Origin of the sequence: Candidatus Nitrosacidococcus tergens (genome assembly GCF_902810445.1) — a bacterium.
Lineage (GTDB): Bacteria > Pseudomonadota > Gammaproteobacteria > Nitrosococcales > Nitrosococcaceae > Nitrosacidococcus > Nitrosacidococcus tergens.
Window position 1 is genome coordinate 1169201 of the sequence record NZ_LR778175.1, and the last position, 25290, is coordinate 1194490.

At 36.8% G+C, this 25290-nt stretch carries 19 protein-coding genes and 1 pseudogene; 9 read left to right on the top strand and 11 right to left on the bottom strand.

Annotated features, from left to right (window positions below; all coding sequences use genetic code 11):
- Positions 1–4: 4 nt before the first annotated feature.
- Entirely contained in the window at positions 5–1486 is a 1482-nt protein-coding gene (locus NSCAC_RS05625; RefSeq protein ID WP_197743865.1) for an amidohydrolase family protein, read from the bottom strand.
- 43 nt (positions 1487–1529) lie between these two features.
- Complete coding sequence (locus NSCAC_RS05630) at positions 1530–2060, bottom strand: cupredoxin domain-containing protein (protein WP_197743866.1); 531 nt, start codon at positions 2058–2060, stop codon at positions 1530–1532.
- A gap of 235 nt (positions 2061–2295) precedes the next feature.
- Here NSCAC_RS05630 and NSCAC_RS05635 point away from each other — a divergent pair, with 235 nt between their 5' ends.
- Positions 2296–2922: a TetR family transcriptional regulator gene (locus tag NSCAC_RS05635; RefSeq protein WP_197743867.1), complete on the top strand. Its 627-nt coding sequence runs from the start codon at positions 2296–2298 to the stop codon at positions 2920–2922.
- A gap of 38 nt (positions 2923–2960) precedes the next feature.
- Here the strand turns inward: NSCAC_RS05635 and NSCAC_RS05640 are convergent, their stop codons facing one another.
- Positions 2961–3662, bottom strand: a complete 702-nt coding sequence (locus NSCAC_RS05640; RefSeq protein WP_197743868.1) for an MgtC/SapB family protein — start codon at positions 3660–3662, stop codon at positions 2961–2963.
- Positions 3663–3863: 201 nt separating this feature from the next.
- Between NSCAC_RS05640 and NSCAC_RS05645 the strand changes: the two genes are divergently transcribed.
- A complete protein-coding gene (locus NSCAC_RS05645) occupies positions 3864–4646 on the top strand; it encodes a class I SAM-dependent DNA methyltransferase (protein ID WP_197743869.1) in 783 nt (260 codons plus the stop codon).
- Positions 4647–4819: 173 nt separating this feature from the next.
- Positions 4820–5932, top strand: coding sequence for a PEP-CTERM sorting domain-containing protein (locus NSCAC_RS05650; RefSeq protein ID WP_197743870.1), 1113 nt, complete (start codon positions 4820–4822; stop codon positions 5930–5932).
- 1 nt (position 5933) lies between these two features.
- Here NSCAC_RS05650 and NSCAC_RS05655 read toward each other — a convergent pair whose 3' ends face one another.
- From NSCAC_RS05655 to hemH, 4 genes and pseudogenes are all read right to left on the bottom strand, one after another.
- Positions 5934–7421 carry a peptide MFS transporter gene (locus tag NSCAC_RS05655; RefSeq protein ID WP_197743871.1) on the bottom strand — a complete coding sequence of 496 codons (1488 nt, stop codon included), beginning with the start codon at positions 7419–7421 and terminating at the stop codon, positions 5934–5936.
- Between the two features lie 378 nt (positions 7422–7799).
- Entirely contained in the window at positions 7800–9056 is a 1257-nt protein-coding gene (locus tag NSCAC_RS05660) for a c-type cytochrome (RefSeq protein WP_197743872.1), read from the bottom strand.
- Positions 9057–9076: 20 nt separating this feature from the next.
- Positions 9077–9727, bottom strand: a complete 651-nt coding sequence (locus tag NSCAC_RS05665; RefSeq protein ID WP_197743873.1) for a PEP-CTERM sorting domain-containing protein — start codon at positions 9725–9727, stop codon at positions 9077–9079.
- 171 nt (positions 9728–9898) lie between these two features.
- Positions 9899–10903: pseudogene (gene hemH / locus NSCAC_RS05670) on the bottom strand (ferrochelatase); the annotation flags it as partial.
- Between the two features lie 362 nt (positions 10904–11265).
- Here hemH and NSCAC_RS05675 point away from each other — a divergent pair.
- On the top strand, positions 11266–12336 hold the full coding sequence (locus NSCAC_RS05675; protein WP_197743875.1) for an efflux RND transporter periplasmic adaptor subunit: 1071 nt from the start codon (positions 11266–11268) through the stop codon (positions 12334–12336).
- Positions 12337–12358: 22 nt separating this feature from the next.
- Entirely contained in the window at positions 12359–15550 is a 3192-nt protein-coding gene (locus tag NSCAC_RS05680) for a multidrug efflux RND transporter permease subunit (RefSeq protein ID WP_197743876.1), read from the top strand.
- 74 nt (positions 15551–15624) lie between these two features.
- Here the strand turns inward: NSCAC_RS05680 and fdhA are convergent, their stop codons facing one another.
- On the bottom strand, positions 15625–16803 hold the full coding sequence (fdhA, locus tag NSCAC_RS05685) for a formaldehyde dehydrogenase, glutathione-independent (RefSeq protein WP_197743877.1): 1179 nt from the start codon (positions 16801–16803) through the stop codon (positions 15625–15627).
- A gap of 76 nt (positions 16804–16879) precedes the next feature.
- Here fdhA and NSCAC_RS05690 point away from each other — a divergent pair, with 76 nt between their 5' ends.
- Both NSCAC_RS05690 and NSCAC_RS05695 read left to right on the top strand, forming a co-directional pair.
- Positions 16880–18361 (top strand): MFS transporter, encoded by a 1482-nt coding sequence (locus tag NSCAC_RS05690; protein ID WP_197743878.1) that lies wholly within the window; start codon positions 16880–16882, stop codon positions 18359–18361.
- A gap of 80 nt (positions 18362–18441) precedes the next feature.
- The gene (locus tag NSCAC_RS05695) at positions 18442–19881 is read left to right on the top strand and encodes an MFS transporter (protein WP_197743879.1); all 1440 of its coding nucleotides are present in this window, start codon (positions 18442–18444) and stop codon (positions 19879–19881) included.
- A 28-nt stretch (positions 19882–19909) separates the two neighbouring features.
- Here NSCAC_RS05695 and def read toward each other — a convergent pair whose 3' ends face one another.
- A complete protein-coding gene (gene def / locus NSCAC_RS05700) occupies positions 19910–20428 on the bottom strand; it encodes a peptide deformylase (RefSeq protein WP_197743880.1) in 519 nt (172 codons plus the stop codon).
- 162 nt (positions 20429–20590) lie between these two features.
- Here def and NSCAC_RS05705 point away from each other — a divergent pair, with 162 nt between their 5' ends.
- Positions 20591–21490 (top strand): DUF2232 domain-containing protein, encoded by a 900-nt coding sequence (locus NSCAC_RS05705; protein WP_197743881.1) that lies wholly within the window; start codon positions 20591–20593, stop codon positions 21488–21490.
- On the opposite strand, the gene nagZ is transcribed toward NSCAC_RS05705, so the two are convergent.
- Positions 21476–22501 carry a beta-N-acetylhexosaminidase gene (gene nagZ, locus NSCAC_RS05710; protein WP_232085894.1) on the bottom strand — a complete coding sequence of 342 codons (1026 nt, stop codon included), beginning with the start codon at positions 22499–22501 and terminating at the stop codon, positions 21476–21478. The two genes, NSCAC_RS05705 and nagZ, sit on opposite strands and share 15 nt — an antisense overlap.
- A 9-nt stretch (positions 22502–22510) precedes the next feature.
- The gene (locus NSCAC_RS05715) at positions 22511–23080 is read right to left on the bottom strand and encodes a L,D-transpeptidase (RefSeq protein ID WP_232085895.1); all 570 of its coding nucleotides are present in this window, start codon (positions 23078–23080) and stop codon (positions 22511–22513) included.
- A 382-nt stretch (positions 23081–23462) separates the two neighbouring features.
- On the opposite strand from NSCAC_RS05715, the gene NSCAC_RS05720 reads away from it, so the two are divergent.
- Positions 23463–25088 carry an MFS transporter gene (locus NSCAC_RS05720; RefSeq protein WP_197743882.1) on the top strand — a complete coding sequence of 542 codons (1626 nt, stop codon included), beginning with the start codon at positions 23463–23465 and terminating at the stop codon, positions 25086–25088.
- Positions 25089–25290: the final 202 nt, after the last annotated feature.

Consider the following 25290-nt stretch of genomic DNA (forward strand, 5'->3'; position numbering starts at 1 on the left):
AAAATTAAGTAGGATAGCCGTCTCTACTTTTCCATAGAGATTCATACTGCTCTTTAGTTTTCGGACCAAAAGTTGTAAAACTTGGATTAGGAGAGAGAGCATACTGCTCTCGGAAATTTTTGACTTTGTCCTGCTGTAATTTCTGGATACGACTAGGATTAATGCTATGAATCCGCAGTGTATTACCTGCAAAGATTTTTTCTTTTGCTGTTTTTGTTAATGGAGGGTAACCATATTTTTGTTGAAATTCTTCTGAAATTTCAAAGCTAGCAAAAGTTTGAATTTGATCTTGGGGGCTACCGTACCAAATACTATCTGTACCCCAACAAATACGATCTTCCCCAAAATACTTCAATAACTTCCCCATTAAATGAGCTGCCCGATTTGGATGGGACATACTATGGCGCCATACACTGCCTAGCTCTGCATATAAATTACCTTGATTAGGTTTAAAGTTGCTATCTTGGTGGGCTTTGATGAGACGATCTACACCTTTAGGATTATTTGGATTATAAGGACCTTCTGCCACTTCATTTTCAAACCCAGAATGGAAAGTAATGAAGGTTACTTGAGGAAACATCTTAGCAATTCTTCCCATATCTTCCGGTGAAGAATATTTATATTCAAGCCCCGGTAAAGATAAGCCTTTATGAACACAAATAATTGATTTTTTTAGTTTAATGGCTTTCTCAATAGCTGGAATCCCGTATTTTGGATCATCTAAAAAGAACCCTACCCCACTAGGTCCCCATTGGGGATAGAGTTTCCAAGCATCTACTTGGTATTTTTCAATCTGTTCATCCATAAAATCAAGAGCACCTGCTTCATTAGGCAATACACCGCCATGGATTAATGCTCGGTTACGATCCCCAAGAGCTTCAGTCAGGTTTCTCACTTCAGCTGCATAGTCCGTAGGGGTGGGATTATGACCTTTTGCTCCCCATAGTGCAGAGACTACTGCAATATCTGTTTGACTATCTAAGAATACTTCCTTAACTAATTGTTGAGCAGAATAGCAATGAAATCGTTCTTGTTCCGCTGATTTTCCTAAGCATTTAGGGGCTTGATCAAAGACCTGAGTTAAGGTTTGAATCCAAATTTTCCCTTCTTTGCCTGTTGCCCAATCTCCAGAAGGCTCTACACAATGGGTTTGCATATCTACCACTAAATAAGGGCTATTCACTGTTTTTTCCGCTAATGCTGAATCAGTGATGGTTTCTGCAGAAACATTAAAAAACCCTCCAGTAAGCCCTAAATAAGCATGAGCTTTATTCATTACAAATAATGTTGCCGCTGCCCCACAGGCGGATTTTAAAAATGATCGCCTTGTTTTGCCTAAGTGTTTAGCTAATTCAGAGACTTTTTTATTAGCCTCCTCTTTAATTTTCTCCTGAGTATCAGTAATTTCATAGGGGGCAAACTCACCATTAGAGGTGCCATCTATTTTTATAGGTAGTCGTTTTCCTTCAGGGTCGAAATCATACATATAAACCTCCTCATAATAAAGAATGCCCTGCCTAAAATTTGGGTTACTCAGCTGCTATTTTAACTTGTCCCTTCATACCTGCTTCCATATGTCCAGGAATCAAACAAGCAAAATCTACAGTGCCAGATTCGTTAAATTGCCATATAAGTGCACCACTCTTCCCTGCCTCAACTGAGACTGCATTAGGATCTTCATGATCCATATCTGGCATTTGACGCATCATTTCTGCATGCTCTTTAAGTTCATCCATAGTGCCAATCACCATTTCATGGGTGATTTTTCCATCATTTTTCACATTAAAACGAATGATTTCATTAGGCTTTACTGTGATTTGATCAGGCACAAAACGCATACTATCATTCATAGTTACTTGAATAATTCGATTGACTTTATAAGGACTCCCTGGCTTTCCTGCTGCTGAATCATGACTATGCTCATGTCCACCATGCTCATCATGGCCACTGCTATGCCCTCCGTGGCTAGCATGTTGTTTATCATTATCTCCATGACCTTCTGCATTTAATGCGATAAACGATAATGCACCTAACATTAAAAATAGTATTTTTTTCGTCATAATCTAGTCTCGTCTAGTTAAAATGATTTAATTTAATTAAGGTAAATATACCTGCATATAAATCTTAAGAAAGAAATAAGAGAGTGTACAGATAAAATTTATTATTTATTGATATAGTTTGTTGAAATGATTAGCTTTAAAAAAGCTAGCTATGGGAAAATTATTAGACAAAATAAGCTTATGTTTGTAACATACATTGTTGTATGTTTATATATCTTAAATTTAAGAGCTATTAGTGATTAGAAAAACGAAAGCAGATTCCCAAGAAATCCGTGAAAATATTTTAGAAGCGGCTAGCCTTATTTTTGTTGAAAAAGGAGTGGCTAAAGCAAGTCTTGAAGAAATTGCCCAAAAAGCAGGCGTTACTCGTGGGGCTGTATATTGGCATTTTAAAAATAAAATTGATATTTTTCAATCTCTTAATGATAAGCTATATCAGCCATTTACGAATATGATTTTACAAGATTTAGAAAAAGATCATCCCAATCCATTAAAACAACTTGCCGATCTATGCACTAATTTATTAATTGATTTAGAACAAAACATCCAGAAAAAACGTATTCTAACTATTTTTTTTCTAAAGTGTGATTATTCTGGAGCTATGGAGGAGGTGTTGAAAAAACAAAACAAACAGAAAAAGGAAAGCTTTGGTCTGCTTATCCATTATTTTGAGCGTGCACAGCAGAAAAATTACTTAACTACTAAGGCCAACCCTAAGATCCTTACCCTATCTCTGTTCTGTTATTTAACAGGAATTGCCCAAGAGTATATTAGAAATAGTGCTTGCTATAATTTAAAAGAGCAAGTACCTATTATGATGAATCACTTTTTTGCAGGATTTAATAAAAATTGTGATACGTAATTTATCCTACTAACGATTAATAACATAAACCAAGATTATCAATCACTAGTAGGAGTGGGTGAAATTACAAATTCCTTAACTAGTTTATTTTGACTGAGAATGGCAGCAAGAGCACCAATGTTGTGTACATAGTTAGTACGAATCACCATACTGTATTCAAAAAATTCTTCTTTATTATTAAGACGGTAATTTAAATTAGAAACAGAAAATCCCTGACTTTCAGTAAGACAGCGGATTTCTGCTTCAGGTATCTTTTCATGAGGTACAAAACGAATTGAGAGATAGGCATAGGTTTGAACTGGAATTTTCCCTTCTAGCCATTTGAAGAAGGATAGAACTCCGAGGGTAAGAAAAGCAGCTAAAAATGCAGGAAAATAGAAACCAACTCCAATCAGAATTCCAATAGCAGCGGTCGCCAAAATAGAGGCAGCTGTAGTTAATCCATGGACGGATACACCTTGCTGCATAATTACCCCCGCTCCAAGGAAGCCAATTCCTGTGATTATCCCTTGAGCCATTCGAGTAGGATCCATTCTTGTATATTCTAGAGCCGCATGGGGGAGCCAATACATTTCATAGGTAGTAACTAGCATTAAAAGACAAGTAGAAAGACATACTAAAGCATAAGTACGAAACCCTGCAGGTCGGCTATGATAACTACGCTCAAGCCCAATGAAAGCTCCTATTATAAGAGCAATAAACAATCGTAAAGCAAGCTCTGTATAAATATGATCTGGCATGGAAACTAGCGTTATGCTTTTTGAAGCGAAGAATTTAAAAATATAATTTTAACACAACTAGCTATTAGCAAATTACTGCCTCATCCTAGTACTATAATTAGATTTTATCCAATTATGTTTAGCGATGAGTTGTCAGATTTGTTAGGATGGATAATTTATATAGAAAGCAAAACTAACTAAAGAATATATTGAAAATAAATAATGCAGCAAAGACATAGAATACGTTTTCCAAAAGATAGTACTCATAGTTTAAATCAAGATGAGGCTTATTTTTTCCTTCAAAGTGAAAACAAAGAGAGAAAAATTCGCTTTCATGATTACAATGAAATTTATAAGATTCCAGGCCTATATGAGCAATTGTTCTATGATCGACTAAAGTGTAATTCTCCTAGTAAAGTTACTTCTATATTGCATAGTGCCATTGAGCAAAAGTCATCTTATAATTTTACTGAACTTCGCGCTCTAGATTTAGGAGCAGGTAACGGGATAATGGGGGAGGAATTAAAAAAACAAGGGGTATCTAGACTGATTGGCGTAGATATTATTCCAGAAGCCTATGAAGCAATGATTAGGGATAGACCCAACTTATATGACTCCTATTATATTGAAGATTTTTGCCGTTTAGATACTAAAACAAGAAAAGAAATTGCTTCATGGCAACTTGATTGCTTGGTATCTGTAGCAGCCCTTGGTTTTGGAGATATTTCTATTAAAGCATTTATTGAAGCCTTTAATATTATTCAAAACCAAGGTTGGGTTGCTTTTAATATCAAAGAAACCTTTCTTGAACATACGGATAATACTGGATTTTCCCGCATGATAAGAGAGCTAGTTTTTTCAAAATACTTAAATATTTACTGCATTGAGCGTTATCGCCACCGACTCTCTACTGAGGGAGAGCCACTCTATTATTTTGCTTTAGTCGGATGGAAAAACTCAGATGTGCCTCTAGAATTTTTGGAGGCTAAAGAAATTATTCTGTAGCTTATAAATAGAGAAAATTAAGTGAAAATAATGAGCACAAATGTGACAAAAAATAGAATAAAATCAAATATCAATAAGAACTAAATACTTGTACCTAATTGATATTATTATAGATATAATATATGGCATATATTTTGCTTTGTTTTTTAAAACAAGAAAAATATATATGAATTATGATGTTATCCTCAATTAAAAAATGCTTACTCTCGCTGCTATTTGGCTGTAATATCGTTACGGCTCAAGCTAGCATTATGTTTAATGCGATTTATGACGATGTAATTAACAATACGGGGGTTGGGTTTGATGATCCAACAATTGTTGGTCCTAATGATCTCACGTTAGGTCAAGAGCGTCAAAATACCCTCCAAGCCGTATTTAATTACCTCAACACAGTGATTGACGAAACTGGAACTTTTAACCTAGAAGTTAATAGCTCTTTATTACCAGATAACCCTAATAGCAGTAATATAGTAGCTCCCCAGTTCCCTTTAGTCTATAATGGCTTATCTATAGAAAGCAGTCCTGATGATATATTAGCTCAGGGTGGATCTTACTATGCCATTCAAAATGGATTTAATAGTGGGCTTACTTTTGAAGATATCACTACAGGTAGTACCCTTTATCCAGGAGTTCCTGATGCAGATATTCAATTTAATTTTAGTCAAAACTGGAATAGTGGTTTAGGTCAGCCAGACTCTGATCAATACGATCTTTTCACCGTAGCTCTCCATGAGATTACTCATGATTTAGGTTTTGATTCCTTTATTAGTGAAACAGGAGCAAGTATTTTTGCTCAGAGTAATGGAATTAATGCTTATACTACCTATGATAGCTATTTAGTACTTGGAGATGGGACTCCTCTTGTTGATTCTGCAGGAAATTTTCTTGGCACTCAGAGTGATCTAATCGACAATGATATTTACTTCAGTGGTAAGTATGCCAATGCAGCTAATGGAGGAATGCCTGTTCAAGTTTATGATCCTTCTACTTGGGCACAAGGCTCTAGCCTAGTCCACCTAAATGATCCAAGCGATTTAATGTACTATTTAATTAATCCTGGTATGGAAAAAAGAACTTTTAGTAATGTAGATTTAGGGATTTTGCAGGATCTTGGTTATACTTTGTATAGTACTAATAATGGAGGCGATGGAGGTCAAACCCCACCTAATAATGGTAATGGAGGTGAACCTTCCCCACCTAGTGTTCCTGAACCAAGTAGTTTAGCGTTATTTTTATTAGGCAGTATTTTCATTTATTCTCGTAGAAATCTATATTTTTTAACTTAAATTAATACCTTTTAATTACTTGTAATAATACTAAGGCAATTAAAGTACAAATTATTGCTGCAATACATAGCCAATTAAATAGATTAGTATAGATAAGCAAGGTAATTTGGGGTGCAATTATATTCTTAGGGATAGCCGCTAAGGTGGCAATCCATCCGCCAAAGTATTGGGAAATACCCGTGATAATAAAATAAACTCCCATCATTAATCCACCCATCCGATCTGGAGTATAACGAGCAATAACAGCTAATCCTAAACCACTAATCAGTAGCTCGCTTAGTGCCCCAAAGCCATAACCCCAAATAATAAACCAAGAAGGTATTTTACTTTCAGCATCAGAGAAATGTATAGCAATACTATAAATAAAAAAACTTACTGCTATAGCGATAAAACCAATCACAAATTTAGTGGCAATAGGTTCATTTTTTCGGTTATCGCAATTATAATGCCAAACAAGAGCAGATCCTAAAATAAAAATCCAAATAGGATTTAAAGCTTGGAATTGAGCAGGTGCCCAAGTGAACAGATGGATTCCAAAAATATAAAACCTCCAATCTACATTACGCAAGATAAACAAGGCTAGTGAGGTAGCCATTTGTTGATAAAAAATAAAGAAAAAAACGATTTGTAAAGTTAAAAGGAAAGTGATAATTAATCCAGATCGCTCTCTGCCCTGATTAGTGGTCATTAAAAAAATTAAAAATAGCAATACACTAATCCCAGCTATATATATGAACCAGCGAGCAACATATTCATTATTAATAATGAAGGCAGAAAAAAATATAAATATGATGCTTCCGATAAGCACTAAAATCAGCCTATCCAACTTTATTGGTCGAAAGTCTGGATAAGAGCCAATATGTGCAATACTCCGATGCATAATAAAAAAGTAGCTTAACCCTAAGAGAAGACCAATAGTACTGATTGAAAATGCAATATGCCACCCAAGATCACTATGGGAATAGGTATTGATATAATCTTTTACCCATGGTATAAGTAGCATAGAAATCATAGAACCTATATTCACTGACATGTAATATAAGGTAAAAGCACTTTCTATGTTAGATCTATCTTGTTGGTAGATTTTACGTACCATATTACTAGCATTAGGTTTAAATAAACCATTCCCTACAATAATAACTCCTAAGGCTAGAAATATGAAATAGGTATTTTGCATAGGTACTGCCATTAGACCATAGCCTATGGCAAGTATTATTATTCCTAGTAACAAGGTACGACGTGTACCTAGTACCCTATCGCCTATCCATCCGCCAATAACTGGTGTAGTATAAATAAGTGCAGCACAAGTACTCCAACTTAAATTAGCTTGCTGATCACTAAATCCAAGTTGCTGTACCATATAATAGACAATCAGTACTTGCATCCCGTAGTAACCGAAACGCTCCCACATTTCAATAACTAGAATAGTGGTAAATGATTGAGATCGAGAAGGTGAGAGAAGAGCTAAATCCGCAGGTTGCTTCTCCATAAATTGCCTTTTCTTTTTTATATATTCAGCTATATATTGAAGTTATATTTAAATAATTATCATATATATTAAATTTTAAATAGCTTTTTTTAGTATGAAACTATGAAAAAAAACAATGGATTTTATCTGCTATTACAGAACTATCGAGGCTACTCGGTTTATTTGGTAGCAGCCATATAGTCAAAATTAGGGTTAGATATTTAATATATTGCTCTTAACTAAGTAGATATTCTTGGAGAAGAATATCTATCAAAATTCTTTTACTTATTAGCCATCGTATTTTGCAATTTTATGCAGCAAATTATGACTAGAAGGATCAATAGGGTTCTATTACAATAAAACCCTATCTCTCTAGTGATTCTTTAGAGCTATAAAAATCTATAGCTTCTTCAGATATTCTACCAGGTCGCTCATTTCTGCTTCAGTAAGTCCAAGATTCATCTTTGTATTGTATCTGTTTACAACATCCTGAAGAGTTGCAGCAGATCCATCATGGAGATAAGGAGGGTGTTGCCATAGACCACGTAATGGTGTAGTTCTCCACATTCCAGTAGCTGTACGAGTCACATAGAGCTTATCATCGGCTACCGTATCTTCAGGTGAATGTAATCGCTCATTTGCATCTGTGAACTTTTCTCCGCTATGGCAGTTTACACACCCAGCAGATCCGTTGAATAGCGCCTCACCTCGATTAGCAGCGTCAGGATCAAAACTTCCTTCAGGCGCAGGTGGTGCAGGTAAAGAAAGCTGATAAGATTGTAGTGCAGCTAGCTTATCAGTGACTAAATCTTGAGTACCATTTACTACAAATAGACCAGGCTTCCAGCCTGGTTTTAGGCCAGGTTGATCAGGATTGATGTGAGTACCAATTCTTGGATCTGAAAACAGCCCCTGCCCTCCCATTTGGGTAACGCCTACATAACGATTCCAGTAAGACAAAGAAGGGCCATCTCCTGTATAAACCACACTATTAATATCTTTTAAACCGTAAGCAGGCGGTATAACCACATGGTTATTCAAACCATCAATATTAAAGCGAGGATCATATAGCCCAGGCCCCCAAGAATTATAAACATCTTTTTGTGCTTGAGTAAGTGCAGGAGATAAAGCAATAATCGCACCAGGATTTAAATCATGGTTAGGCCAGCCATCCAATCGATGACCTATGCCTGCTGAGAATGAATTATCCACGGTAGAATGGCATAAAGCACAGCTAACCCCCAGTTGAGTTAAAGTGCCATCATCACTGACTTCACCCTGAAGACCTACAACTGCATTGAGCTTCAATAAGGTCACGGTTGTGGCAGGGCTAGTTAAATCTACGCTACCATCGGCGATACCTTCTTGTACCGCTTGAGGCAGCGCATCCACATCCACTTTCAAGCCTACGGCAAGGGCAGTTTTTGGATCTACGCTTTGGCTAACCACCTCATTCATATGCAGTTGGTTGGTCCAGAAAATCTCATCCCCAAAAGTCTCAAAACGGAAGACTTGTTGGCCTTGTGCTACTAAAGTTGGATCAAGCGGACCTGAATCACCTTCTCCAGTGCTAGTGCCAGTTAAGCCATAGCTTATGGTTCCAAGTGTAGCTAGTAATGATCCGCTAATAAGCATTGTAAAGAGTTTTGTTTTCATTATTAATTGCCTCCCTCCTTTTATTCAAAAAAACTTATTTGCATACGTGGACGTAAGCTCATAAAAACACTAAGGAACAATAAACCTAAACTAAATATTCCAAGGGTAGCTGGCTCCGGTACACTAGATGCGTTACTTGGAGTAATTGTGCCAGTAAAATTTTGCAAGATAATATCACCACTTGCTGTACTGATAGTGTCAGTTTGTCCCTGAAAAATGGTTCCACCACTAAAGCTAGTTAGAGATCCAAACTGAGTGCCAAACAAAGTACCGCTTGAATTAGGCGTAGTAAATGAAAGTGAAGCTGTCTCATTATTTGCATTTTTAAGATTCACATTATATGCAAGTGGTTCATCAATCTGTGCTACCAATGGATCTTGAGTAGTTATCGTATCAAAAACAGGAATAGATAAATCAGGAAAATTAAATGCTATGGCAGTAATTTGACCAATTTCTCCAAAATTCTGACTTAATCCAGTTGGATCAACAGTCATCGTACCTGTAAAATTAGTAGAAACAGGGTTATTATTAGTGTCACTTAGAAAGTATTGTGCCTGTCCACTAATATTAAATGACATTGGACCAGCAGTAGCTAGAAATGGGAAAAATCCTATTGCCATCACCACTAAGGATAGAAGCCATTTTTTGAAACTAGAGAGTATTATACCCATGCTTACCTCCTATAAATAAGAAAATACAAGAGCTGTAAAATACCGAGGTAAGATGATGTATTATAAATATATATATACAATACATCTAATACATTAGATGTACAATAAATACATTAAATAAGATTTATTGAAATAGGGGGATATTTTTAGGTAATACTTAACTATCTCTTAAATATGTTGCTCAACTAGATTTGCTAGGCTAAAAATGTGAGATTTTTTATCATTTAACGCTGGTATATAGTGGTAGCTTTCTCCTCCTGCTTGTAAAAACAGTTTTTTATTTCGTTCAGCCATTTCTTCTAAAGTTTCTAAGCAATCGATAACAAATCCAGGGCACACTACATCAATATACTTTACCCCTGCCTTAGCCCATTCAACGAGTAGGTGATCTGCATAGGGTTTAAGCCATTCTTCTCGACCAAAACGAGATTGAAATGCAATTTGCCAGTCCTCTTGTTTTAATTGAAGGCGATCTGCTAACAGCTGTGCTGTTTCGCAACATTGGTGATAATAGGGATCGCCTGCAAGAAAATATCGATTAGGTAGTCCATGGAAGGAAATTAGAAGCCGCTCTCCTCTCCCTCTTTTTTCCCATGTAGCTTTAACATTTTCAGTAAGTGCATCTAGGTAACCATGATCATTATGATAATGCATAATCATATGTAGCTCTGGTAACCATCGCCATTTGGAAATAGTTTTTGCAATTGCATCAAACGTAGATCCAGTAGTACTTCCTGAGTACTGAGGATAGAGAGGAAGGATAATAAGTCGCTTAATATGTAATTGATGTAATTCTTCAAGGGCTTGTGCAATAGAGGGAAAACCATAACGCATTCCCAAAACCACTTTTACAGATTGCCCCCGGTGATTCAATTCTTTTTGCAAACTATTACCTACTTTGTTCGCAAAGCTGCGCAAAGGGGAGTCATCTTCCCGCCAAATACTTTGATATAGGCGAGCTACATAATAAGGGCGAATAGGTAGAATAAACCCATATAAAATGGGTAACCATAGTAAACGGGGCATTTCTATTACTTTAGGATCGGATAAAAACTCCCTTAAAAATTGGCGTACTCCCGATGGGGTAGGTGTATTAGGGGTTCCTAGGCTAGTTAGTAAAATACCTACATGGGTAGTTTGATTTTGGAAAGGATGATCGTATTCTTTAAAACCCATAGTTTTAATTGTAGTTTATTTTTAATATTTAGAGTTACAGCCAAGCTTAGCAGGTTATTATATCTAATTTCTGTCCTAGACAAGCGTTATAAATATTTGTAACATACATTCATGTATGTATAAGTGAGATTATGTAGCTTATCTCCTCAAACATTCAAACAATAATAATCCCTTACTACTAGGGCAAAAGATTAAAGATATTTACTTATTGAGTCACTCTAAATATGCACCCTATAGCCTCGTCATCCTATATTAGTCTTTTTTCTCTTCTAAAGTTAAAGAGAACACTTAGTCTATCTTTATGGAGTGTTAGTGTTCTAATTCTTGTAGGGTGTAGCGACAAGGGTGCCCAGCAATTTCAAATGCCCCCCCCTGAAGTAGATATTATTAGTGCTATATCTCAGGATTTCCCTTTAACTAAAGATTATGTAGGTCGCTTATCTCCTTATCGTAGTGCTGATGCCCGAGCTAGGGTAGCTGGTGTTGTTTTACGGAGAGCTTATAAGGAAGGAGATATTGTCCAAAAGGGAGATTTATTATTCCAAATTGATCCAGAACCATTTGAAGCTGCTTTAGATGCCAGTAAAGCAGCACTTGCCCAAGCACAAGCTACTTATACTAATAATAAAATTGCAGCCGAGCGGGCTCGTAAGTTAGTTGCTAAGGGCTTTGTCACTGAAGCTGATTTAGATAACGCAGAAGCAAACGAACGTACTGCTGCTGCTGCAGTAGAAGAAGCCAAAGCTAATGTACACACTGCTCGCATTAGTCTTGACTATACTCGAGTAGTTGCTCCTATTACGGGTCGGGCCGATAGGCAGCAAGTCACTGAGGGAGCATTAGTAGGTCAAATTGATACTACCTTACTTACTACAGTGGATCAAATTGATCCTCTATATGCTAATTTCACAGTAAGTATTACCGAAATGGAGCAAATGCGCCGTGCCAAAAGTGAGGATGCTACGCTATCAAAACTAGAAGATGTGACAGTACAAATTACTTTACCTAGTAAGCGTATATACCCAGAACTTGGTATTGTTGATTTTTCTGCAAGTAGGGTCAATCCATCCACTGGAGCAGTAGATTTACGTGCGATAGTACCTAATGCAAACTATGATTTATTACCTGGTACTTATGTTACTTTAAAGGCCGGTTTAGGTACATTACATAATACTTTTCTTATCCCTCAAGAAGCAGTACTCCGAGATGGTAGTAGTGCTTACGTGATGGTTGTGGATCAAGAGGAGAAAGTAGTACGTCATAATGTAACTACAGAAAGAATGCACCAAGGCAGTTGGCTGATTACTGGGGGGTTAAATACTAATGACCAGGTAATCGTTTCAGGACTGCAAAAAGTGCAGCCAGGAATACCTGTTAATCCAGTTCCTTGGAAAGGAAATAACAATCAACCCACTGATACTTCTAGCAATTAGCTTTCCTAAAATTTTCTAGACTATGCCTAATTTTTTTATTGATCGTCCTATTTTTGCTTGGGTTATTTCAATCTTAATTAGTATAGCAGGGGTGCTTGCTATTCTTAATTTGGGGATAGAATCCTATCCAAATATTGCACCTCCAAAGGTTGTAGTAACTGCGAGATATAATGGAGCCAGTGCAAGTACCACTGAAAAAAATGTAACTCAAGTCATTGAACAGGAATTAGTCGGGATTGATCATTTACTCTATTTTCAATCTGAATCTAGTTCTAATGGTGAAGCAAGTATTACGCTAACCTTTGAGGTGGGTACAAACCCAGATATTGCTCAAGTACAGGTACAGAATAAAGTAACTATTGCTACGCCTCGTCTTCCTGATCAAGTAGCGAGAGAAGGAATCACGGTTGTAAAGAGTAACCCTGATTTTCTTATGTTTACTGCATTGGTTTCTGATAATCCAAGTATTGATAGCGATCAGCTCAATGATATTGTAGCTTCCCGGATTGTTGAGCAGGTAGGGCGTATTTCTGGGGTAGGTAACACAAGACAACTAGGATCTGAATATGCGATGCGAGTCTGGATAGATCCAGATAAACTTCGAGGTTACGGACTATCCCCTATAGAAGTACGCACAGCGATAGAAGCTCAAAACGTGCAATTTTCTGCTGGTTCTTTAGGTGCAGATCCTACAGAAGATAGTAAACTAAATTTCATTGTCTCTGCTGAAAAACGCCTTGATTCTCCGGAACAATTTGAAAATATTATTTTACGAGCTGATCCAAACGGAACAACAGTTAAACTAAAGGATGTAGCTCAAATCTCTTTTGGACGGCAAATCTATGGAATGGATACAGCTTGGAGTGATAAACCTGCTGCTGGATTAGGAATTCAGTTACTCCCTGGAGCAAACGCTTTAGAAGTGGGTGAGAAAGTACGGGCAAAATTTGATGAACTGGCTGAAGACTTTCCTGATGGTGTACGATGGTTTGCACCCTATGACACTATTCCTTTTATTAAAGGTTCTATCGAAGGAGTAGTTCATACCCTAGCCGAAGCCGTAGTACTTGTTTTTTTTGTCATGCTGATTTTCTTGCAAAACTTCCGTGCTACGATAATTCCCACCTTAGTTATTCCTGTATCTCTATTCGGTACCTTCATTGGATTAAAAATTCTAGGATTTAGCATTAATCAACTCAGTTTATTTGGCATGGTACTTGCCATTGGTATTGTAGTAGATGATGCCATTGTAGTTATTGAGAATGTTGAGCGGATTATGACTGAAGAGGGATTATCCCCAAGAGATGCAAGTCGTAAAGCCATGAAGCAAATTGGCGGTGCAGTCGTTGCCATTACCGTAGTGCTAATGGCAGTATTTGTGCCTTCTGCTTTTCAGCCGGGTGCCTCTGGGATCATTTACAAGCAATTTGCGTTAACCATGGTAATCGCTATGGCGTTTTCTGCTTTTTTAGCACTTTCCTTTACCCCAGCACTCTGTGCTAGTTTTCTTAAACCTACTCATGGAGATAAGGATAAAAAGAACTTTATTTTTCGTGGCTTCGATTTTATTTTTGACAAATTCACACAGCTTTATATCCGTTATACAGATAGTTCGATCAAGCATACTTCTCGAGGTATGGTTATATTTTCCATTATCGTACTTCTAGTAGGTCTTTTATATCCACGGTTACCTGCAAGTTTTGTCCCAGAAGAGGATCAAGGGTTTGCGTTAGTCATTGTGCAGTTACCTCCAGGTGCTTCTATTAAACGTACTCAAAAGGTAATGTCTGAAATTTATAATATTGTTAAAAACGAAGAAGGTTTTCGGGGCGTTTTCCAAATTACTGGATATAGTTTTGTAGGTAACGGAGAAAACGTGGGTATGGCATTTATTAATCTTAAAGATTGGTCGGATCGTAAAGTAACTGCACGTCAATTTATCGATCAAACTAATATGCTTCTTTTCGGAGCGATTAAAGATGCTCAAGTATTTACGGTAAATTTGCCTACCATTCGTGGTTTAAGCCAGTTTGGCGGTATTGACTTATATCTTCAAGCACGGATAGGTCAGCCTATTGAAGAGCTGCTTCAAGCTCAAAATATATTATTGGGTAAAGCCAACCAGAGTCCTGCACTATTTGGAGTACGCCCAAATACTTTAGATCCTTCCCCCCAGCTACAGCTAAAAGTAGATCGGATACAAGCAGAATCTATGGGGTTGTCAGTAGCAGATATTTATAACACTATTGGTTTAGTGCTAGCTCCTGTATATATTAATGACTTTAACTATGCAGGTCGAGTAAAACGGGTTTATGTACAAGCTGCTGAGCCTTTTCGAATGAATCCAGAAGAGGCACTTCAACATGTATATATGCCTAGTACTCAAATGGATAGTGATAATGTCCCCGAAATGATACCTCTTGCCAATGTAGTGGGAGAAGAATGGGAGTTTTTACTACCTAAGTTATCTCGGTACAATGGTTATTCAGCGATTGAAATTGTAGGCGAGCCAGCTACAGGTCATGCTTCTGGAGAAGCAATGGACGAAATAGAGAAAATTATTAATGATGATTTACCTAAAGGATTTGGGCTTGAATGGACTGGACAATCTTATCAAGAAATTATTGCAGGAAAAGCAGCCTTATTACTTATTGGTTTATCTATCGTTATTGTGTTTTTAGCACTAGCAGCTCTGTATGAAAGCTGGTCTATTCCAGCATCAGTATTATTAGTTGTTCCTTTAGGATTATTGGGAGCAGTAGTATTTACTATGCTGCGACATATGCCCAATGATCTCTATTTTAAAATTGGGATGATTACTGTGATTGGTTTAGCTGCAAAAAACGCAATTTTAATTGTAGAATTTGCGGTAGAAGCGCAACATGCAGGACGTACTTTGCGTGATGCAGTAGTAGAATCGGCTCGCTTGCGATTACGCCCAATTGTTATGACTTCCATTGCATTCATTGGTGGTGTACTTCCTTTAGTTGTTTCTACGGGAGCTGGAGCAAATGCACGCAATGCAGTAGGTACTGGCGTGATGGGAGGAATGCTATTTGCTACCTTCTTTGGCGTACTACTTATTCCCGTATTTTATACTTTTGTTCGCCGTATGCTTGGCGATAAATTAGATGAGGTATCTACAAAAATGTCTCACATAGCACCAACTGGTATTGAACATAAACATGTAGAGATTGGAGAAAACGGTAGATAGGTGTTAGCATCTAATTCTATTTTGTAGAATACACAAACCTGAAGTTTATTTAAATAAACTTCAGGTAAACAAAATTACTGAATCATATCATGAGGATCAATTACAAATTTTTTTGCTACCCCAGAGTCAAAAGCCTGATAAGCTTCCGGGGCTGACATCAGCGAAATAACTTCAACATTGACTGCTTTTGCGATTTGAATTCGATCATGTAAGATTGCCATCATTAAGCCTCGATTATATTTCATTACTGGGGTTTGTCCAGTAAAAAAGGAGTGAGACTTGGCCCAACCAAGACCAAATTTTAAACTAAGCGTACCTAACCTAGCACTTTCACTTTTAGCTCCTGGATCTTCAGTCACATAAAGTCCAGAGATACCAATTGCTCCTGCTGCTCTTGTAACTTCCATTAATTGGTTTAATACAATTGCAGGTGCTTCTGTATTGCCATGACCTTTCGCTTCAAATCCCACACAATCTACCGCACAATCAACTTCTGGTACACCAAGAATATGCTCAATTTGATCGGCAATACTATCGTGGATTCCTAAATTAATCGTCTCGCAACCAAATGAACGAGCGTGCTCTAATCGTGCTTTATTAAAATCAGCTACAATCACAACGGCTGCTCCTAATAAAAAAGCAGCGGCTGCAGCAGCTAATCCGACAGGGCCTGCACCAGAAATTAATACGGTTGATCCGGTAGTGACTCCTGCAGTAATGCAGCCATGATAGCCAGTAGGTAGAATATCGGTTAAACAAGCAAGATCTCGAATTTTTGCAAGTGCTTGATCTTTATCTGGAAATTTTAATACATTCCAATCTGCGTAGGGAATCATGACGTATTCTGCTTGTCCACCAATCCAACCCCCCATATCAACATAGCCATAAGCTCCACCAGCCCGTTCCGTATTAACATGAAGGCATACATCAGTATGACGCTCTTTACAGTTACGGCAACGACCACAAGCGACATTAAAAGGCACGGAGACAATATCTCCTTTTTTTATAAATTCAACGTCTTTGCCACACTCAATAACTTCCCCAGTAATTTCATGACCTAATACCATACCTATAGGTGCTGTGGTACGACCTCGCACCATATGCTGATCGCTTCCGCAAATATTAGTTGCAATCGGTTTTACAATTACACCATGTTCACACTTACGATTATTAATAGCTAACTTAGGGAATTCAATACTTTGGACTTCTACTTTACCATTTCCCATATAAACAATGCCATGGTTATTTGCCATAATTATGTCTCCTATTTTTGGAATAAACTTTATTACTACTTAATTTTAGTCCCTATAAGTGTTACTTTTTACCTATATGGCATTAAGAATTTTTAAATTATTCCATAAGAATCTACCTGTAACTAGTCTAATTCCAGCTAGACTAGATCGGCTACCTTGGACAAGGTTTCATTGGACTGTAGTTGTTGGGCTAGGTGTTGCATGGGTTTTAGATGGTTTAGGAGCACAAGTAGTTGCTTCTGCTGGATTTCAACAATATTTACACATGTCTCCAAAAGAAGTAGGGCTATCAGCAACCATCTATCTTGCAGGGCAAGTAATCGGTGCTTTATTTTTTGGGAGGCTATCAGACAAACTCGGTCGAAGAAAACTCTTTATTATTACCTTAGGAATCTACTTAGTAGGCAGTACTTTAGCGGGAGTTTCTTTTTTTTTATGGCAGTTATTCATTGCACAATTTATTTCTGGTTTAGGAATTGGTGGAGAGCATACTGCGATTAATTCAGCGATTGATGAGCTTATCCCTTCTAAATACCGAGGACGTGCTAGTATTGCGATTAATGGCACTTATTGGGGTGGAGCAGCACTAGGGGCTAGTGCTAATTTGTTTTTACTAAATCCTAATGTCTTTTCAGACAATATAGGTTGGCGAATCAGTTTTTTTTTAGGACCTGTCTTAGGGTTAATGATTGTTTATTTACGTCGTCATATTCCAGAAAGTCCACGATGGATGGTAGGTCATGGTTATAAGGATGAAGCGGAAAAAATTGTTAATAATATTGAATCTGAAATTCAATCTCAGGGGTATACGCTTAGTAAAGTACCTAAAAATAAAGCATTAGAAATCTTTAGCCAGAAAGATAGCTCCGTCATTGAATTAATTAAATTACTTTTTAAGCGATATCCCAGACAAACTTTTGTTAGCTTCTCTATGATGGTTACTCAATCAATCTTATATAATTCTATTTTCTTTTCTTATGCTTTAGTGTTGCAGAATTTTTATCATACCGATCCTAGCTCAACTCAATATTACTTCTTTCCATTTGCTATAGGAAATTTAGTTGGCCCTCTTGTTTTAGGGAAATATTTTGATACGGTAGGGAGGCGAAAAATGATCTTCATTACCTATAGTATTTCTGGGACTATTCTAATAGTATCTGCAATTCTTTTTTATAAAAATATACTATCAGCAGCGATGCAAACAACTCTTTGGAGTGCTTCATTCTTTTTTGCCTCTGCTGCGGCATCTTCTGCTTATCTTACGGTAAGTGAAATCTTTCCTTTAAATATACGAAGTCAAGCAATTTCCTATTTCTTCTCTATTGCTCAGTTGACAGGTGCCATTGCTCCATCTATTTTCGGCTTACTTATTAATAGTGGAATTGAAAATTTAAAAGATGATCATATAGCGTTGGTATTACTTGCAAGTGGTGAAATTGATAGAGGCCCATTAGTTATAGGATATCTTTTTGCAGCAGGGATTATGATTCTTGGTGGATTAATCGCATTAGCTTTTGGCTACGATGCAGAGCAAAAATCCCTAGAAGAAATTATTTAGATTGCTGCTTATCTATTATCCTAGAAACATATATGAATAAATTAATACATCATACTAATTATTATAAGAATTTTTTCCCTATGACTAGTTTAATTCCAGCAAGAATGGATCGGCTACCTTGGGTACGATTTCATTGGATTGTTTTGATTGGACTGGGTGCTGCATGGGCCTTAGACGGGTTAGGTGCGCAAATGGTTGCTTCTGCTGGATTTCAGCAATCTTTGCATATGTCTCCTAAAGAAGTGGGGTTATCAGCAAGTATTTTTCTCTTAGGTCAAGTAATAGGTGCTCTATTTTTTGGGAGATTAGCAGATGGGTTAGGGCGAAAGAAAATCTTCATAGTTACTTTGGGCATTTGTATTTTTGGTAGTATTTTAGTTAGTCTATCTTTTTCTATTTGGATATTTTTAATTGCCCAATTTATCACTAGTTTTGGATTTGGTGGAGAACATGCTGCGATTAATTCTGCCATTGATGAAATTATTCCTTCCAAATATCGGGGGCGTGCTAGCCTTGCTATTAACGGGACTCATTGGGGTGGTGCCGTATTAGGTGCGAGTGCTAATTTATTTTTACTTGACTTGGATATATTCCCAGATGGTATTGGTTGGCGAATTGGGTTTCTTATAGGACCAGCCCTAGGATTAATAATTATTTATCTACGATACTATATTCCAGAAAGCCCACGGTGGATGCTCAGCCGTGGTTATGAAAAGGAAGCAGAGCAAATTGTAAGTAGTATTGAAGCGCAAATCAAATCTCAAGGGCACGTACTTAATAGAGTGCCTAAGAATAAAGCATTACCGGTATATAGAAGAAAAAATATTTCAAGCACCACATTGTTTAAGCTATTTTTTTATCAATATCCCCGACAAACTTTTGTAAGTTTTTCCTTAATGGTAGCTCAATCTATTTTATACAATGCTCTTTTTTTCTCCTATGCACTTGTTTTGAAACACTATTATGATTTAGATCCTAGCTCAATTCAATATTATTTTTTCCCTTTTGCAGTTGCTAATTTGATGGGTCCTCTTATTCTAGGAAAATATTTTGACACGATAGGTAGGCGAAAAATGATTTTTACTACTTATAGTATTTCTGGATTAATCCTAGCGGTTTCTGCAATGCTTTTTTATAAAAATATGCTTTCTGCAGCAACACAAACAGCTTTATGGGGCTCTTTATTCTTTTTTGCTTCTGCTGCCGCTGCATCAGCTTATCTCACGGTAAGTGAAATCTTCCCTTTAAATATTCGAGGTCAAGCGATTTCCTATTTCTTTTCTGTTTCCCAATTAACAGGTGCAATTGCTCCTTTTATTTTTGGTGTGCTTATTAATGGTGGAATTGAGGAGCTAAAGGAAGGGCATATAGCATTTGTATTACTTGCAGGGGGGGAAATTGATAGAACACCACTTGTCATTGGGTATCTTTTCTCTGCAGGTATTATGATTCTTGGTGGAATTATTGCCTTGTTTTTTGGTTATGACGCTGAAGGAAAAGCCTTAGAAGAAATCCGTTAGTTCTAGTTAAAAGTACTATTTAATATACTTATTTATTACCCCTCAGCTCATCTTCAAATCCAAAATGGGTAAAATCCTTCATTCGTTGAGGATATAAAATTCCATCTAAATGATCGCATTCGTGTTGTACTACTCGTGCATGAAATCCCGTTACTTCTCGAGTAATTTTATTTCCTTTTTGATCGTAGCCATGATAACGAATATTAAGGTAGCGTGGTACTAATCCACGTAGTCCTGGTACACTTAAACAACCTTCCCAGCCATCTTCCATATCTTTTCCTAAATACTCAATAACGGGATTGATAAGTACCGTTCTAGTAATAAGATCTGATTCTGGGTAGCGAGAACTAACCTCTCCCCCAAAAATAACAATCCGTAGACTAATACCAATTTGAGGGGCAGCAAGCCCTGCCCCATTATATATAGCCATAGTCTCAAACATATCCTCAATTAGCTGGACAAGGTCTTTATGATTAAAGCGGGTAATAGGTTGAGCAATTTCTTTTAAAATAGGATTTCCCATCTTTAAGATGGTATGTACAGCCATTTTATCTTCCTATCTATTATGTAAATCAGAATAGTTATATTCACTATAGTTTTATTAAGTATACGAGTTAAAAATAAAATTAAGGATTATTTTTTATCTTAAATACTTCCATAATAGAATGGTAATAAGTAATTTAACTCTAGGTAAAGAAGATTGAAAACTATGTATGCTTTTGCCCAGTTTATTATGAAAAATAGAGCCTATGCTATAGGCATTGCTGCACTTTTGGGTAGATTCTCTATTATTATTCCCCCGCTATCTTTATTTAGCGGAGCCACGGTAGGGTTAGTTACCTTACAACGGGGAGTTAAAGAAGGGCTGATTGTAATTTCTGGAGCTACCTTTTTTTTAGGGCTAGCCTCTTTAATCGTAATTAAAAAAATAGATTTAGCTTTTTTATTATTTATCGGGCTATGGTTACCTAGTTTATTAGGTTGCTGGATTTTACGAATCAGTCGCTCTCAAACATTTACCCTACTTGCTATTGGTGGAATTTCTAGCTCATTTGCTATAGGAATGCACCTTGCGGTAGGAGATGTTGTTCTTTGGTGGCAACAAATTATTGAACAAATTATTCAGCAATCAAATATAAAAGGAGCAGCTGCAGAACAATTCACTCAAAGAAAATCGCTCGTACTCATGAACGGTTTAGTTGCTATGTTTTTTGGTCTAAACTTAATGATGACTATTTTATTAGCACGATGGTGGCAGGGATTACTTTATAATCCAAGTGGATTTATAAGAGAATTCCATGGATTGCACTTACCCTACCAGTTAAGCTGGGTAGCAATACTGTTGACTATAGTTGCATTAATTAACGATCATAATGCAGAATCTCATATCACCACTGATTTATTGATAATCATGATTATGATGTATTTATTTCAGGGGATTTCAGCTATTCATGGACTAGTTGCTGCTCGAAATTTACCTCGACTATGGCTATTTCCTGTATACTTAGGGCTTTTTTTTCTATCTCCCTATTTTGTAATAGGGATAGCTATTATAGGGATAGCTGATACTTTAGTTAACTTTCGTCGTCCTAATTTACCTAAAAGGTAAATTAGTGATTGCCTCTACTGCTTTATGCCAAGCGAGACTCTGCTGTAATTGAGTACGATTCATAAATTCTTGAGAGTAAAACTTAGCTAACCGATTTGATGATTCTAAATTAGGAGTAATTTTATCTAATTCTTTAAGTAGGGTACTATAGCCTCCATTATAATTACATATCAGTGCCATATCACCTCCAGCAGCTAATGTTTTATAAACACGTTCAACCATATTACCTATAGTAGAAGCTCCTGCCATAGTTAAATCATCACTGATAATTGCTCCTTTAAACCCCAATTCGTTTCGCAGGATACTTTTCAACCATACTTCTGAGAAACTTGCAGGTTGCGAATCTATAGATGTATAAAGTATATGAGCGGGCATGATCCCATCTAGCTTAGAGATTAGTTCTCGAAAAGAAATGAGATCCCTAGCTTTAATTGCATCTAAAGTGCGAGTATCGATTGGGCACTCAAGGTGGGAATCGGCAACTACAGAACCGTGACCCGGAAAATGTTTACCTACTGTAGCCATTCTGGCATTTTTCATTCCTTGAATATAGGCTTTAGCTAAAATAGTTACGATCTTAGGATCAGTATGAAATGCCCTATCCCCTATTACTGAGCTCATTCCCAAATCTATATCTAAAACCGGAGCAAAGCTAAAATCTACACCTACTGATTGTAGTTCAACAGCCATCAACCAACCTACTGTAGCTGCTGTGTCACAAGCATATTTAGAATTATGATCATAAATCTCCCCAAAGATTCTAGCTGGGGGTAATTGGGTAAAATGTGCTCTAAACCTCTGTACTCGCCCACCTTCGTGATCTACCGCAATCAGAAGTTTAGAATCTTTTTTAATACTATGAATATCTGCAGTAAGGCGTTCTAATTGCACTATGGATTCATAATTTCTAGTAAAAAGAATCACACCACCTATTAAAGGATGAGCGAGAATAATCCGCTCTTCTGGAGTGATAATTTTTCCCTTCAGATCAATCATTAATGGGCCAATCATAGTAATTATTTAATCCTTTTTTGCAATAAATACAGGAGTGCCTATCTGAACATAATCAAATAGTTTAAGTAATGGTTCATTATATATGCGAATACAGCCATGAGAGTTAGGGATGCCTATAGGAATTTCTTCAGGAGTACCATGAATATAAATATAGCGTTTCATTGTATCTACAGAACCAAAGCGGTTTTTACTAGGCTCTAACCCACTGAGCCATAAAATACGAGTAAGGATCCAATCCCGATTAGGATATGTTTGCCCTAATGCTGATGTGTAAATTTCACCAGTAGGTCGTCTTCCTTTAAATACGGTATTTATAGGACATTTTTCTCCAATTTTAGCTCGTATTTGATGCCATCCTCTTGGGGTACATCCACTGTTTATTTGCTCACCTACTCCATTTTTAGCCGTAGAAATAGGTGCTTCAAAAATAAGCTTCTTATTTTCTATTAATATAATCTTTTGTTTTTCAATAAAAATATAAATACAAAGAGGGCAAACCATAAAAATAAAACAATTATAGATACTACACTTATAAACTAAGAATTCGTCAAGGGAGTCATTTTGGTTTAGTACCACAGATTAGCAAAATTTTAATGCTTAGCTCTACCCTACGAGTAGACCTAATCTATTTAGAAGGGTTGTCCATTTTTTAAAATATTTTTAGATGATAAAATATATATTTTTTTTTATAAATTTAATAGCTATCTATTAAAAAGCGTAAATTTCAAATCTGGAGAACAAAATCATTGATTTAAGAGTACTAAGTGTACTTTGAAATGCCGTGAGGAGCACGGTAATTAGGATTTGTGGACTAGCATACACACCTGAATTTTACCTAACTTAGGGTAGAGCTTGGGGCTGGGTTGAAGCAAGAAATACGCAGCGAGCAGATGTGCATGGATGCTTGCAGTTATTGTGAAGCGTAAGTCGTCAACTCTGATTTATACAGAAGGGAAGTATGGCTAAGTCAAAAATAGTCTTCTCTAAGCGTCTTCGTGGCTGGCGTTTTGTACTTTTTAATTTTGCTCTAAGCCTTGGAAATATATGTGTGGCCTTTATGGGGCCAAGCTATCTTGCCATTGAGCCTCATGCCGCTGGTGATTTAGAGGGAACCTTTGTAAGTTTTCTAGCTTGGTCGCAGACAAACTTTATGCTTGCCATGGCACTTGGATTTCCAATTGGTCGTACCCTTGCAGAGCGTTATGGAGCTTACCGGGTTTATATCGTTTCTTTTTTAGTATTTGCAGTTGCTTCTTATTTTTGTGCGGTTAGTCCTGGGTACTTAGAGTTTCTATATAGTCGGATTTTACTTGGGTTTTCTGGAGGTATTACTTTCCTTATAGGTCAAGAGCTTATCTTAAATGAGTGCTCTCCTAAAACAAAGATTTTAGGAGTGATTGGATGGGGGATTTTAAGTCTCATTCCCTTTGGGATTGCCCCACCTGTAGGAGGTTGGCTTGCTGATGAAGTCAATTGGCGCTATATATTCTATATTAATGGGTTTCTAGCCCTTATTCCTGCGGGACTTGTAGGTGCTTTATTGTATGATCGTGGATTTCACCGCATTTATCATCGATTTGATTTTGTAGGCTTTCTTTTATATGCAGCTGTAATGTATGGAATCCAAAATATTTTAAACTTAGGCAATGATTTTGATTGGTTTGAATCTCCATTTGTTCGTCGTATTCTCATTCTTACCTTGATCGCACTACCTTTTCTGATTATTTGGATCAAAGATAGACGCCACCCTATCATTGATTTAAATTTATTTAGATATCGATCTTTTACCGTTGGAATGATCAGTATTTTGTTAGGCTTTTTCGTTGCCCAAGGATTGATTTCCTTAATGACCGTTCAACTTCAAACCTTAATGGATTATTCATCTACTCTTGCCGGTCTTGAGTTTTTACCCATTGTGATTTTAGCTATTCCAACTGCCATTGGAATGGCTCTATTTAGTAAATATGTAGATCCGAGATTACTCGCCTGTCTTAGCTTACTTGGTTTTTCTGCAGTATGTTATTGGATTGGCATGTATGACCAGCCTGGTTGGTACGAGCAAATTTTTTGGCCCCTCTTTTTCATGGGGTTTTTCTTAGCTGCCTTGTTAGGACCCCTAACAGTAATTATTCTCCGTGGGCTTTCTAATTTAGAACTATTAAGAGCTGCAGAAATGCTAAATATGTTCCGAATTGCTCTTGGTGGTATGGGGATTACTTCCCAAGGAATTATTCTCTATCGCCGGGAATTTTACCATCAGCTCCATTTAGCAAATCATTTTGGAGGAAGACAATATGCCTCTTATGATGTACTTGAGCAGTTTTCTAATCAGCTTGAAAAAATTGGGGTAGCCTCTGGAGCAATTGCTGCAAGAGCAGGTAGATTAATAGTGCAGGAAGCAAATATTTTAGCAATGGCAGATGCTTACTTAATTGGATCCTATGCGCTTATAGGGCTTGCTGCTTTTATTTGGTTAGTACCTTCTAATAAATCATCTGCACCTCTAGTGAATCAAGAAGAGTTAGTAGAAGAAGAAATAGGAGTTGCCGATGAAGCAGAGATTGTTAATAAAACAACTAATTAAGATTTAACTTCTACCCCTTTACCCTTAACATATAATATAGGAGTAATATAGCCTGAATTGGCAATAGATACTCCTATATATTATTTTCTTAATATAACCCTATAAGATACTTGCTTTTATTCAAATGTTTAACTATATTTTTAAATTTTAAAAATATAGTAAATAGTAAATATAAGAATAATAAGTAACTAATTGATTTAAT